Here is a 14,957-nt window from a genome sequence, read left to right as displayed (position 1 = left end):
CTGCCAGCTTGGCACGCGCTCCGAATCAGTCGTCGACCGATCGCATCACGAGTGTGTTCGATCCGCTGTGGAGATAGGCGGTCGACCGCCAGTCATCGTTGCTGAGTGCGGTATCCAATGCTGGGCCGGTGAGGAAGGGGCCGCCTGGCACATCCTTTTGCAGCTTCTCTGTGAGCTCTGGGGCCTCAGCTGTTGCGGTGGGGACGTACTTCGACCGCAGCGCATCTGCCGTGGCCGGTTCGAGTTCGATGATCGCTTCGATCCAGTAGTCCGATGGCCCGGGAACCGTTGCCCGGCCATCTGGTTGGACACCGAGCGTGCCGCCCATCCAGGTGGCCGAGATGGGGTGGCCGATCGCCGGGAAGCGTTTCGTGAGGGGTTCGAGATCGTGGCGGATCTGGTCGGAAGTTGCGTCGCCGCTAGGAGCGTCACCGGTCGGGTTGCACGCGGAGACAACGAAAGTCAGGCATACGAGGATTGCTGCCACTACTCGTTGTGGCGTCACACTGCAGAACCCTTCTGGGGTCCGATGGAGGTAGCTGGGGATCGCTCGTGTGCGGGCATGCGAGCCATCACCTCGGTTCTCGGGAGTTCTCGTTTTTGGCTTCTCCGTCGCGCTAACCGCGAGGCTCAGCCACCGGAAGCTTCGATTTCCTCGGGGATGTCGCCAGGGGAGCAGCGTTGTCATTGCAGTCTGCTCACAGAACGTCCCCCCAGCAGAATCCCGACAGTCAACCGTCAGTATCTCAGCAGCTGATCTACTTCGGTGCCAGGAATCCCACGGGTCCGGGAGAGATGCAGACCGAGAGCGCGGCGGTGTTGGCCTGCACGGAAATGGACTGCCCGGCGCCGGGGAGTCGGACGAACACCCGGTTGAGGCCGGGCCGTACCGGCACCTTCACTTCAGGTCCTTCGGCCAGGGCCATGGTCAGGGAACCGTCGCTGTTGGCCAGGTAGTTGATCTCGGCGGTCCAATCGGCCGGCAGCAGGGGCCCGTCGAGTGGCATGACGACGGGTTCGTCGGGCTGGACCAGGAAGCCGCATTTGGGTGCCGGGCCCTCGACAATGGTGCGTACCCATGTCACTTTCGCGGGCAGCAGCGTTCCGGTCCGGTCGAACATCCGCAGATCGGTTGTCGCCGAGGCGAACTCGGGCCGTGGCGAGGCGAGTGCGAACATGTGGCTGGCCAGGTTCTCCGGAGCGGCGACGCGTTGCAGGATCAGCGGATCGACCTCTTGGTCGAGCAGTGGGGCAGCCGATGAGGTGGACGCCAGCGAAGCGCGCGCATTGTTCAGATAGGCGGGCACGGGGTTGTCTTGCCACACCTTCAAGAAAGTGAAGGTCGAATACAGGCTGCTCGCCACGAAAAGCACGGCGACACTGACACATACGGCTGTGCGCGCCGGTGACGCCGAAAGCACACGAGAGGATTCCCGGTTCGGCGCACAGAATCCCACGGCCGCCAACAGCGCCAGCACCACCACGAGGTCCGGCAGGTAGCGCAGCGTCTGCGCCAACTCCAATGCGGTGAACCGCGACGAGCGCATCAGATAGATCGGGATCTGGCATGCGACGGCGTAACCGAGGGCAACAACCAATACCGGCCAGATGCGGGTCTTGCGCACCAACACCACCGCAAGGGCGGCTACGAGCACCACCCAGCCCAGCACCATCACCGAGACGGGCGGGGTGGCCCACGGTGAGGCGGGTGCCCAGCGTTGCCAGGACCACGGCCCGCCCACGATCCCGGGGACGATGCCGTGGGTAAATGAGCGGCTCAGCAGGTCCCACGTCATCCCCAGATCGAAGCTCCACCGCTTCTGATCGACGACGACGAGGTACACCCCGATCCAGGCCACGGTCAGGGCCAGGCACCCGACCCACAGCTGAAGACCGCGTCGCCACACGTCGCGCAGGCCGAAGGTCCCCGTGACGTACCCCAAGAGAGCGACGACCGCGAACGCCACGAACGGGATCACCGCGGCTTTCTCGAAGAACAGCAGTCCGCCGAGGAACACCAGAATCCCGGTGACGGCATGGCGGGGATTACCGGTCCGCACGAGCAGCACGGCCTCACCGACCACCCAGGCCAGCGCGGCCTGCATGGGAAGTGTGTTCAGCCCGGCCGCCCACCATGCGAATCCGGGCAACGCCAGCGGCGTGAACAACGCAAAGGTCAGCGGGATGAGCATTACCGGCCGCCAGCCCAGGATCACCCACAGTGCCCGCAGCAATGCCAGCGATGCCAGCAGCTGCATCACGACCAGGCTCACGGCAGCCAGTACCCAGGAGAACGGCGCGACCCGGGTCACGGCGCCCGACACCAGGAACGCCGCGGGCATGACGTGGCCGTCGTGATCGTCGAAGAGGAAGGACGGCGACAGCAGATTCTGGGTCCCGGCCCGGCCGATCAGGATCAGATCGTCCCAGTAGAAATAGCCCCCGAATGCGAGTGTCGCCCGGACCACCAGATGCAGCGCGATCAGCGCAGCGGCGATGCGGGCGACCTTGTTCACTCTTGCCGACTGTACGGACCCAGCGGGGGTACATCTGCCGTCGGTATGGTGAGCCCGTGCGAACACTGGTGACAGGAGCGGCAGGTTTCATCGGTTCGACGCTGGTCGACCGACTGCTGGCGGACGGGCACAGCGTCGTCGGGCTCGACGACCTGAGCTCGGGGCGGGCAGAGAACCTGAGCAGTGCCGACAACAGCGACAACTTCGAGTTCGTCAAAGCCGACATCGTCGACGCGGATCTGCTGGGCCTGTTCAAGGACACTCAGCCCGAGGTGATCTTCCACCTGGGCGCCCAGATCTCGGTGAAGCGTTCGGTGGACGATCCCCAGCTGGATTCCACGGTGAATGTGGTGGGCGTGGTGCGGTTGGCCGAGGCGGCCCGGCAGTCCGGAGTGCGCAAGGTGGTGCATACGTCGTCGGGCGGCTCGGTGTACGGCACTCCTCCGTCGTATCCGACGAGCGAGGACACCCCGACGAATCCGGCCTCGCCGTACGCGGCGAGCAAGGTGGCCGGCGAGGTCTACTTCAACATGTTCCGCAATCTGTACAACCTGGACTGCTCACACATCGCCCCGGCCAACGTCTACGGCCCGCGTCAGGACCCGCACGGTGAGGCCGGAGTGGTGGCGATCTTCGCCCAGGCCCTGCTGGCCGGGCGGCCCACCAAGATCTTCGGCGACGGCTCCGACACCCGCGATTACGTGTATGTCGACGACGTGGTCGACGCCTTCGTCAAGGCCTCCGGGGCGGACGGCGGCGGTCAACGGTTCAACGTCGGTACGGGCGTGGAGACCTCGACCCGCGAGATGCACACCGCGATCGCGCTGGCCGTCGGTGCCGCGGACGAACCGGAGATGCACCCGCCGCGGCTCGGTGACCTGCGTCGTTCCCAGCTCGACATCAGCCGGGCCAGGGATGTGCTGGGCTGGCGGCCGCAGGTGGATCTGGCCGCGGGTATCCCCAAGACGGTCGAGTACTTCCGGAGTAATTCCCGCTAAAAGATTGTGAGTACTCACTTTCTCGTTTAGCGTTGCGTCATGTCCTACGACGTCATCGTTCGCAACGGCTTGTGGTTCGACGGCACCGGCGCCCCGCCGCAGGTCCGTACGCTGGGGATTCGCGACGGGGTAGTGGTCACGGTATCCGCCACCCCGCTCGACGAGACCGATTGTCCCGACGTCATCAACGCCGGCGGTAAATGGGTGCTGCCCGGCTTCGTCGACGTCCACACGCACTACGACGCCGAGGTGCTGCTCGATCCGGGTCTGCGGGAATCGGTGCGCCACGGGGTGACCACCGTGCTGCTCGGCATGTGCTCGCTGTCGACGGTGTACGCCGACACCGAGGACGCCGCCGACCTGTTCAGTCGCGTCGAGGCGGTTCCGCGTCAGTTCGTGCTGGGCGCCTTGGAGCAGCACAAGACCTGGTCGGGTCCGGCCGAGTATGTGAAGGCCATCGACGAGTTGCCGCTGGGCCCGAATATCGCGTCGCTGCTGGGACATTCGGATCTGCGGGCCTCGGTGCTCGGGCTGGATCGGGCCACCACCCGTGGTGTCACCCCGACCGATGCCGAGCTGGAGACCATGGCGGCCAAGCTCGACGAGGCCCTCGAGGCGGGCATGCTCGGCCTGTCCGGGATGGACGCGGCAATCGACAAGCTCGACGGTGACCGGTTCCGCTCCCGCGCATTGCCGTCGACGTTCGCGACCTGGCGTGAGCGTCGACGCCTGATCAAGGTCCTGCGCAAGCGCGGACGGATGCTGCAGAGCGCGCCGAATGTGGCGAAAGTCCATGAGGCACTGAACTTCTTCCTGGAGAGCAGCGGCCAGTTCGGCCGGCGCCGGGATGTGCGGATGAGCCTGCTGGTGTCCGCCGACGCCAAGTCCTCGCCCGGCGCGGTGCGGGTGCTGGGGCCCGGCGTCCGCCTGCTCAACCGGATCCTGGGCGCCAAGGTGCGGTTCCAGCATCTGCCGGTGCCGTTCGAATTGTATTCGGACGGAATCGATCTGCCGGTGTTCGAGGAATTCGGCGCCGGAACGGCCGCGCTGCATCTCAAAGACCAGTTCGAGCGCAACAAGCTGCTCGCCGACCCCGAATACCGCCGCCGGTTCCGCAAGTCCTTCGACCGGCGTGTGCTCGGACCGACCTTGTGGCACCGCGACTTCCACGACGCCACGATCGTCGACTGCCCCGACCGGTCGCTGATCGGCAAGAGCTTCGGCCAGATCGCCGACGAGCGCGGCATCCACCCGCTCGATGCGTTCCTCGACGTCCTGGTCGACAACGGTGAGCGCAACGTTCGCTGGACGACCATCGTGGCCAACAACCGCCCGAAGTTCCTGGACAAGCTGGCCAAGGAACCGTCGGTGCACATGGGTTTCTCGGATGCCGGTGCGCACCTGCGCAACATGGCGTTCTACAACTACCCGGTGAAGCTGCTCAAGCGGGTCCGCGACGCCCACTTGGCGGGCAGGCCGTTCATGACCACCGAGCATGCCGTCCACCGGTTGACCGGCGAGGTGGCCGACTGGTTCGGTGTCCCGGCCGGAACTCTGCGCCAAGGCGACCGGGCCGACTTCGTGGTGATCGACCCGGCCGGCCTCAATGACACCGTGGAGGCCTATCACGAGGAGCCGGTCCCGTTCTACGGCGGGCTGAGCCGCATGGTGAACCGCAGTGACGACGCCGTCATCGCCACCGCCGTCAACGGTGCTGTGGTGTTCCGCAACGGTCAGTTCCGGGACGGCTACGGCGAATCGGTGAAGTCGGGCCGGTACCTGCGGGCCGGTGCCGAGCAACTGGACCGCACGCCCGTATAGAGATGGCCAGAACCCAGCAGCAGCGCCGCGAGGAGACCGTCGCACGGCTACTCGACGCCGCCATCGACACCATCATCGAGGTCGGTTACGCCAAGGCCTCGGCGGCGGTGATCGCCAAGCGGGCCAAGGTTTCCGACGGCGCGCTGTTCCGGCATTTCCCGACGATGAGCGACTTCATGGCGGCGACGGCGCGGGAGGTGGCGCGCCGGCAGGTGGAGTTGGGCAGCAAGCTGGGTGCGGATATCGCCGCCGAGCAGCCGGCGCTGCCGGCGGCGCTGGCGATCCTGCGCGACATCGCCGGCAGTGAAACCAATACCGTGTGGCACGAACTGCTGATGGCGGCGCGCACTGACGAAAAGCTGCGGGGCCCGCTCCAGGCGGTGCTTACCGAGTACATCCACAACATCTACGAAACCGCCAAGCACGGGCCCGGCATGGACCAGATCCCCGAGGATGTCTTCGCCGTACTGCTGACCATCGTGATCAACACGTTCGACGGCGCCGCGATGGTGCGCCGCGTGCTGCCGATGCCGGAACTCGAGGACGCCCGGATCGCCATGTTGGCGGAGTTTGCTCAGTCGCTAACTTCCGGTCAGTTCAGCGGCGTCGCTGCCGTCCCAGAACGGTGAGAGTCCATTCCATGCCTGGGTGTCACTGAAGGACAACAAGATCCGCGCTGCCTCGGTCAATGGATGGTCCTTCCCGACGATGATCGTGCTGTCCTCGACAAGCCGTCGGGCCCGCTGACCGGCCGAAGCGAATTCGTGTCCGGCCCACAGGCACCATGCGAGGTAGTAACGCCACAGCAACGTCTGGTGTGCATCGTTACCGGCGCCCCGGACGCACTGCGACAACGCCCTTTTCGCCGTCACAACGCATTCGAAGAAGTGTGCTTGCTCGGACTCTTCCTCGTCTGCGGCATCAGTCGCCCTGCTCTCAGCTTCGGCGCCGGGGCAGTGCGGGTCGTTGCTCTGCTCTTGGAACTCAACGCTGTAGGCGATATCGCGGGTCGCCTCCAGCAGGTCCTGCCACTCCATGCGAGCCGCGTCCCGTTTGCCCAGAGCCGAGAGGGTCAATGGGTCTGCATCGCCTCGTCCGCGGGCGAGATCCTCTGCGAGGACCTCCCATTCCGAAATGCGATCCATGGTGTTGTCAGCTGATTCCGGGGTCCACAGGGCTCGGGTATACCGGGCCGTCAACGTGGTGGGATCGTCGTGGCCGAGCGCTTTCTCCAGCACCGGGATCAGGTCGTCGAGGTCGTCGAGGGTCTTTGCGGTAACCCCCATCGCCTCACCGTGCCAGCTCACGTATGCCAGTCGCGCCGCCAAAGTTTCGGGATGGTGGTCACCGAGGAGGCGGACCCGGTGCTGGTGCACGACCAGCGCCTCCATACTCGCCCCGTAGGGATCGCCGAGATCGCGACGAGCCAACGCCGCTCCGTATGCTGCGGCCAGCGTCAGCGGGTGGCGTGCGCCGAAGGCACGAGTGCCGGCACCGCACAGGTGAACCCATCGCAGCAGCCGATCGGCCGGATCTGTGGCGCTGTCGTCGATTGCGGCCAGGGTGTGCCGTGCCCACAACGTATCGCGATGCTCGGCACCGAGGATGCGCTCCATGGTCGGGAGCAGGTCACGGATGGCTTCGACGGCCCCGGCTTCGCCGAGGTCGTATCGCCAGCTGACCACGAGCCACGCCACGGCGAGCGTGTCCGGATGATCGTTGCCCAGGGTGGCGCGTCGGGCTTCGTGAACCTCGATGGCACTGCGCAGCGCCCCGCGCAGATCGCCTGCGCTCTGGCGCTCGGCCGCGACAGCCAGCAGCGCGTTCAGCGACGCCGGGTCGTCGGTAGGGCCGGATGGCTCGTCATTCATCTTCTGAGGTGGCCGGCACCCGCACGTTCTGCAGCGCCACGGCCCGGGCCAGCCGGGCGTAGCGCAGCTCGAGATCCTTGATGCGCAAATACGTCGACAGCGTGACGAACACGAACGCGATGATGAGCATGTACTCCATCAGGTCCGTACCGCGGTCCACACCAAGCCAATTCGCCACCACGGTGGTGTCGTCGGGGCGCAGGATCGCGTAGATGCCGGCGGCCACGAACAACACGAAACCGACCTTCACCCACGCCTTGGACCGCGCGCTGCGCCGTGACCCCAGCAGGTACGCCAACAGCACCAGCACCGCGACGATCAGCAGTGCCTGAATCCAGTTCACCGGGACATCCTCCTGCGTAACAGCCCGTCGAAGACGATGTTCACCCCGTTGAGCAGTGGTTGCCCCTTCGACTTCGAGTAGTCGGTGTAGAGGATCTCGACCGGTTCCTCGACTACGCGCCAACGGTTTTCGTAGGCCAGAGAGATGAACTCGCCGGCGTGGCTCATGCCGTTCATCGTGAGGTTGAGTTCGTCGGCGACCAACTTGTTGAACACCCGCAGTCCGTTGTGCGCGTCGGTGAGCCCGAAGGCGCGGCTCTGCGGGCTCAGGAATGCCGCCGCACGCAGGATGATCCGCTTCAACGGCGGGGTGTGCGTCACCGCATGGGCGTCCGGATTGGCGAACCGGGTGCCCACCACAAGATCGGCGCCGTCGGTGTCGAGCCGGTCGATCATTCGCACCACGTCCTTGACCTGGTGCTGACCATCGGCATCGAACGTGGCGAACACCCGGGCCCCTGGCCGGCTGCGCGCGTATTCGACGCCGGTCTGGATCGCCGCGCCCTGACCGAGGTTCACCGGATGGGGGACCACGTGCGCGCCGGCCTGCACGGCCAGGTCGGCCGTGCCGTCGCGGCTCCCGTCGTCGACACACACCACGTTAGGGAAAACCGAGCGCACGTCCGAGATGACGTCGCCGATGATGCTCGCCTCGTTGAAGGCGGGGATGATGATCCAAATGTCGTGAAAGCGCATGTCGATGGGCACCAAACTACACTCCGGCCTTATGTCGCGGCCGGAGCCGCTCCGTTTCGTTCCAGCGTCGCGCGCGCCAGCGCGCCCAGGTGAACCGCGATGCCCACCAGCGGTCCGCACAGCAGCGCGATGACGGTCCGGGTCTCCAGCCCGACTGGCAGCAGCAGCAGCGCCACGGCCGCGACAGTGGCGATGATCCAGCCCAGTGCGTAGGCCCGGTGCAGGGCGGCCGCGACCGTCGCGGCGCCGGTCAGCGTGAGCATGGCGATGGCGACAGCGGCGGCGGTCAGCCAGGCCAGCAGGGGTCCGCCCGCCCGGTACTCGTCGCCGAATCCCACCCGCAGCAGCCACGGCCCCAGCAGTCCGGCCGCGGCCACACCCACGGCACCCAGCGCGGCCACGGCGGCGGCGGGGGCCAGCAATGCCCGCAGCCGCTTGTCGCGTTGGTCGACGAAGTGCGCGATCAGGTTGCCCTGCATCGCGGTGAGCGGAACCAGCAGCGGTGCGCGCGTCAGCGTCACGGCCAGGATCACCACACCGCCGGCCGCACCCAGATCACCGGAGGTGGCCTTGAGCAGCACCGGGAACCCCATCACCAGGATCGCGCTGGCGCCGGCCGCAGCGATCGAGTGGGCCGCCCCGCGCAGGAACGTCGCGGGACTGCCCGCGGTGAGCAGGCCGGCGGCCAGGCGCGCCGCCGGTGCCGCGATCAGCATGATCAGCCAGGCCACCGCGCCGGCCACGGTGGCCCACAGGAATCCGGCCAGGCCCCAGCCGAGAACGAACGTGGCGGCCGCGACAGCCACCCGGATTCCGGCGTCGGTGACCATCAGGGCCCCGTACTCGGTCCAGCGGTTCACTCCGGCGAGCATGCCGAGCAGGGTGGCGTGCAGGCAGAATCCGGCCAGCCCGACGCTGAGCAGCACCACACTCAGCGCCCGGGACTCGGCGAATACGTGCGAGCTCCACAGCGGTGAGCTGAGCGCGATCACCATGGCCGCGACGATGCCGACCAGCCCTGCGATCCGCATCGGGTGGGTGCTGGGGCTTCCGGAGAGGTCACGGTGACGTGCCGAGCGGACTTCGCGGGTGGCCTCCTGCAACAGCCCGTTGGCGGCGCCGGTCACCAGGCCGAACGCGCCCCAGAACACACTGAAGATCGAGAAGCCTGCCGGCTCGAGGTCGCGGGCGGCCAGATACAGCACGGCATAGCCGCACAGTGCGCTGATCGCCGTCGCCAGCCCGACGCGGGCGACGCTGCTGCGCGTTATCGGTCCAGTTGCTGGGGCGGCGCCGCCATCGGTCACAGGTCTGGCAGCTCTTTCGAATACAGCCACGCCTGCCACAGCGGCTGCAGCGGCTCGTCGGTGTAGCCGGCGGCCAGCCCGGTGAAATCGTCGGTGAACGCCGTGCTGTGGCGGTAGCGGGCTGTCCAATCCCTCAGTAGCGCAAAGAAATTGCGGTCACCGATCAGGGTGCGCAACGCGTGCAGGGTCAGTGCGCCGCGTTTGTAGACCCGGTCGTCGAACATGTCCTCGGGCCCGGGATCGGACAGCAGCAGATCCTGGGGCTTGTCGCGCAGCCGTTCGTAATAGTGCTCGGCCCACTCCGCGGCGGTATGCCCGCCGCTGTGTTCGGACCACAGCCACTCGGCGTAGCAGGCGAATCCCTCGTGCAGCCAGATGTCGCGCCAGCGTCGCGCCGTCACCGAGTTGCCGAACCACTGGTGGGCCAGTTCGTGGGCGATCAGCCGCTCGGCGCCGCGGTGCCCGTCGCAGTGGTTGGCGCCGAAGATTGAGATGCCCTGGGCCTCCAACGGGATCTCGAGATCGTCCTCGGTGACCACCACGGTGTAGCCGCTGGCCAGCGGATAGGGGCCGAACATCTTGATGAAGAGCTTCATCATCTGCGGCTGGTCTTGGAAGTCGTGCTCGAAATTGCGGCGCAACCGGGCAGGCAGCACTGCGTGCATCGGTACCGGTGTCTTGGTCAGCCGGTGGTTCTCGTACTGGCCGATCTGCAGGGTGATCAGGTAGGTCGATGTGGGTTCGGCCTGCTCGTAGGTCCACACGGTGTGCCCGGCGCGGGCCTTTCGGGAGATCAACTCGCCGTTGGCCAGGGCGTAGTAGGGGCTGTCGGTGCTGATCTGGATCCGGTAGCTGGCCTTCGAACTCGGATGGTCGTCGCACGGGAACCAGGAAGCCGCCCCGTTGGGTTGGCCGGCCACCAGGGCGCCGTTCGACAGTTCCTCGAAACCGACGTCACCCCAGAAGGATTCGATTGGGCGCGGGGTTCCGTTGTAGCGGATGACGACGGTCATCGCGGCGCCGGCCGGCAGTGCCGTGGGCAGCGTGATCGACAGCTTCCCGCCCGAACATCGGTACTGGGCGGGGCGGCGGCCGTTCACCGAGACCCGCGAGACCGTAAGAGCGTCGGACAGGTCGAGGGTGAAGTTGCGCACCGCGGCCAAGGTCACCGCGGTGATGGTGACGGTCCCGGCCAGCCGGTTGATCGCGACCTTGTATTCCAGGTCGAGTTCGTAGCGCGACACCCGGTACCCGAAGTTGCCGTTGCGCGGCAGATACGGGTCGATCACGGGTTGGGGCACCAACTTCTTTGCGGCTTTCTTCGATCGGGTCACGCGGCCGGGTCTTCTGTCTTCTTCGCAGTCTTGTCCGCGTTTTTCTCGGGGGCCTTGTCGCCCCCGCGTTTCTTACCGAACATGTTCCACGGTGCGATCGGGTTGCCCTGCCAGCGCGTCGACGGTGGCACCTCGTCGCCCCGCATCACCAGCGACCCCGGCCCGACCGTGGCGCCGGCGCCCAGGCGGGCCGCGGGCAACGCCACACAGTGCGGTCCCAGCGTCGAACCTTCTTCGAGCACAACGCTGTCCAATCGCATGATGCGATCGTGGAACAGGTGGGTCTGCACCACGCAGCCGCGATTGACGGTCGACGCCGTCCCCAGCGCCACCAGATCGGCTTCGGGCAGCCAGTAGGTTTCGCACCACACGCCGCGCCCGATCGAGGCGCCCAGTCCGCGCAGCCACAGGTTCATCACCGGGGTGCCGCTGGCGGCCCGGGCGAACCACGGTGCGGCGACGGTTTCGACGAAGGTGTCCGACACCTCGTTGCGCCAGACGAACGACGACCACAAGGGATGCTCGACCGCGCGAATCCGGCCGACCACCAACCACTTTGCGATCACGGCGATGGCCCCGGCCAGCAGGCCGGCGGCGAGCAGGACCAGACCCCCGGTCAGCGCCGTCCACAGGAAACCGAACCGGATCGTCACGGCCTGCATCGCCCCCAGCACCGCGACGCCGATCGCGAAGGTGACGATCACGGGGATCAACCGGCAGGTCTCCACTGCCGAGCGCATGATCTTGAGCCGGGTAGACGGGTGGAACGTGCGGAGCGCGTCGGCGGCGGTGGCGTTGCGGCGCAACCGGACCGGCGGGCTGCCCAGCCACGACGAGCCGGCCTTGGCCTTGTGCGGCGTGGCCGACAGGACGGCCACCAGGCCGTCATTGGGCACCTTGCGGCCCGGCTGCGTGATACCGGAGTTGCCGAGGAAGGCGCGCTTGCCGATCGTCGCCTTGGCAACGTGGATCCAGCCGCCGCCCAGCTCGTAGGACGCCACCATCGTGTCGTCGGCGAGGAACGCGCCGTCCTGCACCTCGGTGAACTTCGGGGTGAACAGGGCGGTCGAGATCTCGGTGTCCTTGCCGACTTTCGCGCCGAGCAGGCGCAGCCACCACGGCGTGAGCAGGCTGGCGTAGATCGGGAAAAGGTAGTTGCGGGCGGCGTCCATCAGGCGTTCGGTGGTCCACAGCTGCCAGCCCACGCGGCTGCGCACGGGGTGGTAGCCCTCGGACAGTCGCACCGAGAGGATGCGCACCCCGATCACGGTCAGCGCGGCGTAGGTCAGTAGTGCCACCGCGGCGGCGGCCGGCGTCCATGCCAGTGCGGGCAGCAGCGCGTCGGCCGGTGAGGCGGTGCCGTGTATGCCCCAGACGATCACCGCGAGGCCTGCGGCCAGGGCCAGCAGCGGCAGGCCGGCCAGCAGCAGCGAGGACACCCCGTACACCCCGACCCACAGCGGGGCGCGTCCCGGCCGGTGATCGGGCCACGGGTGGCGGGCCTTGCCCGATTTCACCGCGGGTGAGCCCTTCCAGAACTGCCCGTTCTTGACCTTGCCGGTCACTGCCGAGCCGGGCGCGACATCGGCGTTCTTGCCGATGCTGGCCCCGGGTAACAGCGTGGTGCGGGCGCCGATCGTGGCGTCGTTGCCGATCGTCACGGGCCCGACGTGGAACAGGTCGCCGTCGATCCAGTGCCCGGTGAGGTCCACCTCGGGTTCGACCGAGGCGCGGTGACCGATCTTGAGCATGCCGGTGACCGGCGGTGCCGAGTGCATGTCGACGCCCTTGCCGACGGTGTTGCCCAGGGCGCGGGCGTAGTAGACCATCCACGGTGCCCCGGCCAGGTTCTCGGCGCCGCTGGCATCGGCCAGTCGCTCGGCGATCCAGACCCGTAGATGGACCGGGCCGCCGCGGCGGTAGGTGCCGGGCTCAAGCCCGCCGAGCAGCATCCGGGCGAACAGCACCGCGATGCCCATGCGGCCCAGTGGCGTGACGAACAGCAGGAACCCGGCCAACACCCACCACCAGCTGAGCGGATGCGCCCACGGCAAGATCCCCGAGACGGCGGCGACGTTGTTCAGCAGTGCCAGCCAGACCACCCACTGCATTCCGGTGAGGGTGGCCAACGGCAGCGACAGTGCGACCTGTGCGGCCTGAGTCAGCAGCGGGGTCGGCTTGACCTCGCGGGTTTGGATCGCCGGCGGGGGTTTGAGTTCGTCGAGATAGCCGGCGAGTGAGCCGAGCCGGGGATGGTCGTAGAGGTCGGCGACGGTCACCAGCGGGTAGCGCTGGCGTAGTGCGGCGACCAGCTGCGCGGCGGACAGGGAGCCGCCGCCCAGGGCGATGAAGTCGGCTTCCGGTCCTTCGACCGCCGTACCGAGAACGTCGCGCCACAACCCGGCCAACCAGCCCATGGTGCCGTCGAGCTCGGGGGCGTCCTGATCGGCACCGCCCGGCGGCGGCCACGGCAGTGCATTGCGGTCCACCTTGCCCGACGTGCGGGTCGGGAGTTCGTCGAGCAGCACCAGGCGGGGCACCAGCGCGGCCGGCAGCGACTCTGACAGCGCCACCCGGGCCGCGCCGAGGTCGAAGTCGGGATCGGTGCTGGCGATGTAGCCGACGAGCAACGGGGTGCCGCTGGCGGTCTTGCGGACCGCGGCCGCGCCGCCGCTCACACCGGGCAGGTGCACCAGCGCGTTGTCGACCTCACCCAGTTCGATGCGGCGGCCGCCGACCTTCACCTGGTCATCGGCCCGGCCCTGGAAGTACAGGCCGTCGTTCTCCAGACGGACCAGGTCGCCACTGCGGTAGGCCCGGTTCCAGCCGAGCGTCGGCATCGGGGCGTACTTTTCGGCGTCCTTCTCCGGATCGAGGTAGCGGGCCAGGCCGACGCCGCCGATCACGAGTTCGCCGACCTCACCGACCGCCACCGGCAAGCTGTCCTTGTCCACCACCGCCAGGTCCCAGCCCGCCAGCGGCAGGCCGATGCTGACCGGGCCCTGGCCGTCGAGCTGCGCGGCGCAGGCCACCACGGTCGCCTCGGTGGGGCCGTAGGTGTTCCACACCTCGCGGCCGTCGACTGCCAAACGGGCGGCCAGCTCAGGCGGGCAGGCCTCGCCACCGAAGATCAACAACCGGACGGCTTCCAGCGCCTCCGCCGGCCACAGCGCCGCCAGCGTCGGCACCGTGGACACCACGGTGATGTCGCGGCTGACCAGCCACGGGCCCAGATCCATGCCGCTGCGCACCAACGACCGCGGGGCGGGCACAAGGCAGGCGCCGTGCCGCCAGGCCAGCCACATCTCCTCGCACGAGGCGTCGAAGGCCACCGACAGCCCGGCCAATACCCGGTCGCTGGGGCCAATCGGGTTGTCCTGCAGGAACATTCGCGCTTCGGCATCGACGAATGCGGCGGCGCTGCGGTGGGTGACGGCCACACCTTTCGGGGTGCCGGTCGAGCCCGAGGTGAAGATGATCCAGGCGTCGTCGCGCCCGAGTGGCTCGGCGGCGCGCCAGCCGCGCGACGATCCAGGCCCGCGGACCAGGCCGGCCTCGGTGATCACCCCGACCACGTTGGCCTCGCCGAACACCAGCTCGGCCCGTTCGTCGGGGTCGTCGGCGTCCACCGGGACGTAGGCGGCACCGCAGGCCAGCACCGACAGGATCGCCACATACAGCGCATAGCTGCCCGAGGGCATCCGGATTCCGAGCTTGTCGCCGCGGCCGATACCGCGTGCCGCCAACCAGGCCACGCTGTCGGAGACATCGGCGATGAGCTCGGAGTAGGTGAGTTGTACGGAACCGTCATCGAGGGCCGGCGCATCGGGAAAACGCCTGGCGGTGTCGTTGAGGATGTCGACGAGTGTGCGTGGCTCGGGGGCCAGTGGGGATAGCACGTACTGCGGTGGAATCTCGTGTGCACTGGCGGCAGCTGTCACGAGTACAAACTACTAAGCCCGCGTCGAGACGGCTCGCCGGTCGGTGCGGCGTGCCGGTTCGATTTCGATTCGTGGGGTCCGTCAGGCAGACTGGTCGGCGGAGGGGAGTATTCCTTCGCTGCGATGTCGTC

At 67.6% G+C, this 14,957-nt stretch carries 11 protein-coding genes; 3 read left to right on the top strand and 8 right to left on the bottom strand.

The features are described from left to right. Positions 1–25 precede the first annotated feature (25 nt). Positions 26–505 (bottom strand): hypothetical protein, encoded by a 480-nt coding sequence (locus tag A5779_RS17520; protein ID WP_064883992.1) that lies wholly within the window; start codon positions 503–505, stop codon positions 26–28. A 253-nt stretch (positions 506–758) separates the two neighbouring features. Then, positions 759–2,516 (bottom strand): hypothetical protein, encoded by a 1,758-nt coding sequence (locus A5779_RS17515; RefSeq protein ID WP_064883990.1) that lies wholly within the window; start codon positions 2,514–2,516, stop codon positions 759–761. Positions 2,517–2,572: 56 nt separating this feature from the next. Here A5779_RS17515 and A5779_RS17510 point away from each other — a divergent pair, with 56 nt between their 5' ends. Genes A5779_RS17510 through A5779_RS17500 form a run of 3 tightly spaced genes read left to right on the top strand, consistent with a single transcriptional unit; the run spans position 2,573 to position 5,964 of the window. Further along, entirely contained in the window at positions 2,573–3,514 is a 942-nt protein-coding gene (locus tag A5779_RS17510; protein ID WP_064883989.1) for a GDP-mannose 4,6-dehydratase, read from the top strand. 39 nt (positions 3,515–3,553) lie between these two features. Then, on the top strand, positions 3,554–5,335 hold the full coding sequence (locus A5779_RS17505) for an N-acyl-D-amino-acid deacylase family protein (RefSeq protein WP_064883988.1): 1,782 nt from the start codon (positions 3,554–3,556) through the stop codon (positions 5,333–5,335). Positions 5,336–5,337: 2 nt separating this feature from the next. Then, complete coding sequence (locus tag A5779_RS17500; protein WP_064883987.1) at positions 5,338–5,964, top strand: TetR/AcrR family transcriptional regulator; 627 nt, start codon at positions 5,338–5,340, stop codon at positions 5,962–5,964. On the opposite strand, the gene A5779_RS17495 is transcribed toward A5779_RS17500, so the two are convergent. From A5779_RS17495 to A5779_RS17470, 6 genes are read right to left on the bottom strand one after another with little or no spacing between them, the layout of a single operon-like run. Next, positions 5,917–7,206, bottom strand: a complete 1,290-nt coding sequence (locus tag A5779_RS17495; RefSeq protein ID WP_082941723.1) for a tetratricopeptide repeat-containing protein — start codon at positions 7,204–7,206, stop codon at positions 5,917–5,919. The genes A5779_RS17500 and A5779_RS17495 overlap by 48 nt on opposite strands. Then, positions 7,199–7,549 carry a DUF2304 domain-containing protein gene (locus tag A5779_RS17490; RefSeq protein ID WP_064883986.1) on the bottom strand — a complete coding sequence of 117 codons (351 nt, stop codon included), beginning with the start codon at positions 7,547–7,549 and terminating at the stop codon, positions 7,199–7,201. The genes A5779_RS17495 and A5779_RS17490 overlap by 8 nt, the downstream gene beginning before the upstream one ends. After that, positions 7,546–8,244, bottom strand: a complete 699-nt coding sequence (locus tag A5779_RS17485; RefSeq protein WP_064883984.1) for a polyprenyl-phospho-N-acetylgalactosaminyl synthase PpgS — start codon at positions 8,242–8,244, stop codon at positions 7,546–7,548. The genes A5779_RS17490 and A5779_RS17485 overlap by 4 nt, the downstream gene beginning before the upstream one ends. Before the next feature lie 29 nt (positions 8,245–8,273). Then, positions 8,274–9,551 carry an MATE family efflux transporter gene (locus A5779_RS17480; RefSeq protein WP_064883983.1) on the bottom strand — a complete coding sequence of 426 codons (1,278 nt, stop codon included), beginning with the start codon at positions 9,549–9,551 and terminating at the stop codon, positions 8,274–8,276. Then, complete coding sequence (locus tag A5779_RS17475) at positions 9,548–10,885, bottom strand: M1 family metallopeptidase (protein WP_064883981.1); 1,338 nt, start codon at positions 10,883–10,885, stop codon at positions 9,548–9,550. Before A5779_RS17475 ends, A5779_RS17480 begins: the two co-directional genes overlap by 4 nt. After that, positions 10,882–14,826 (bottom strand): Pls/PosA family non-ribosomal peptide synthetase, encoded by a 3,945-nt coding sequence (locus tag A5779_RS17470; RefSeq protein WP_064883979.1) that lies wholly within the window; start codon positions 14,824–14,826, stop codon positions 10,882–10,884. Before A5779_RS17470 ends, A5779_RS17475 begins: the two co-directional genes overlap by 4 nt. Positions 14,827–14,957 lie beyond the last annotated feature (131 nt).

Source organism: Mycolicibacterium peregrinum, from assembly GCF_001665625.1.
GTDB classification, from domain to species: Bacteria; Actinomycetota; Actinomycetes; order Mycobacteriales; family Mycobacteriaceae; genus Mycobacterium; species Mycobacterium peregrinum_B.
Note: the sequence above shows the minus strand (reverse complement) of the source record. Positions and strands in the feature narration are given on the sequence as shown.

Coding starts and splice junctions, on each gene's coding strand:
- A5779_RS17505 (WP_064883988.1), top strand. CDS start 3,554: ATGTCCTACGACGTCATCGTTCGCAACGGCTTGTGGTTCGACGGCACC.
- A5779_RS17485 (WP_064883984.1), bottom strand. CDS start 8,244: ATGCGCTTTCACGACATTTGGATCATCATCCCCGCCTTCAACGAGGCG.
- A5779_RS17500 (WP_064883987.1), top strand. CDS start 5,338: ATGGCCAGAACCCAGCAGCAGCGCCGCGAGGAGACCGTCGCACGGCTA.
- A5779_RS17495 (WP_082941723.1), bottom strand. CDS start 7,206: ATGAATGACGAGCCATCCGGCCCTACCGACGACCCGGCGTCGCTGAAC.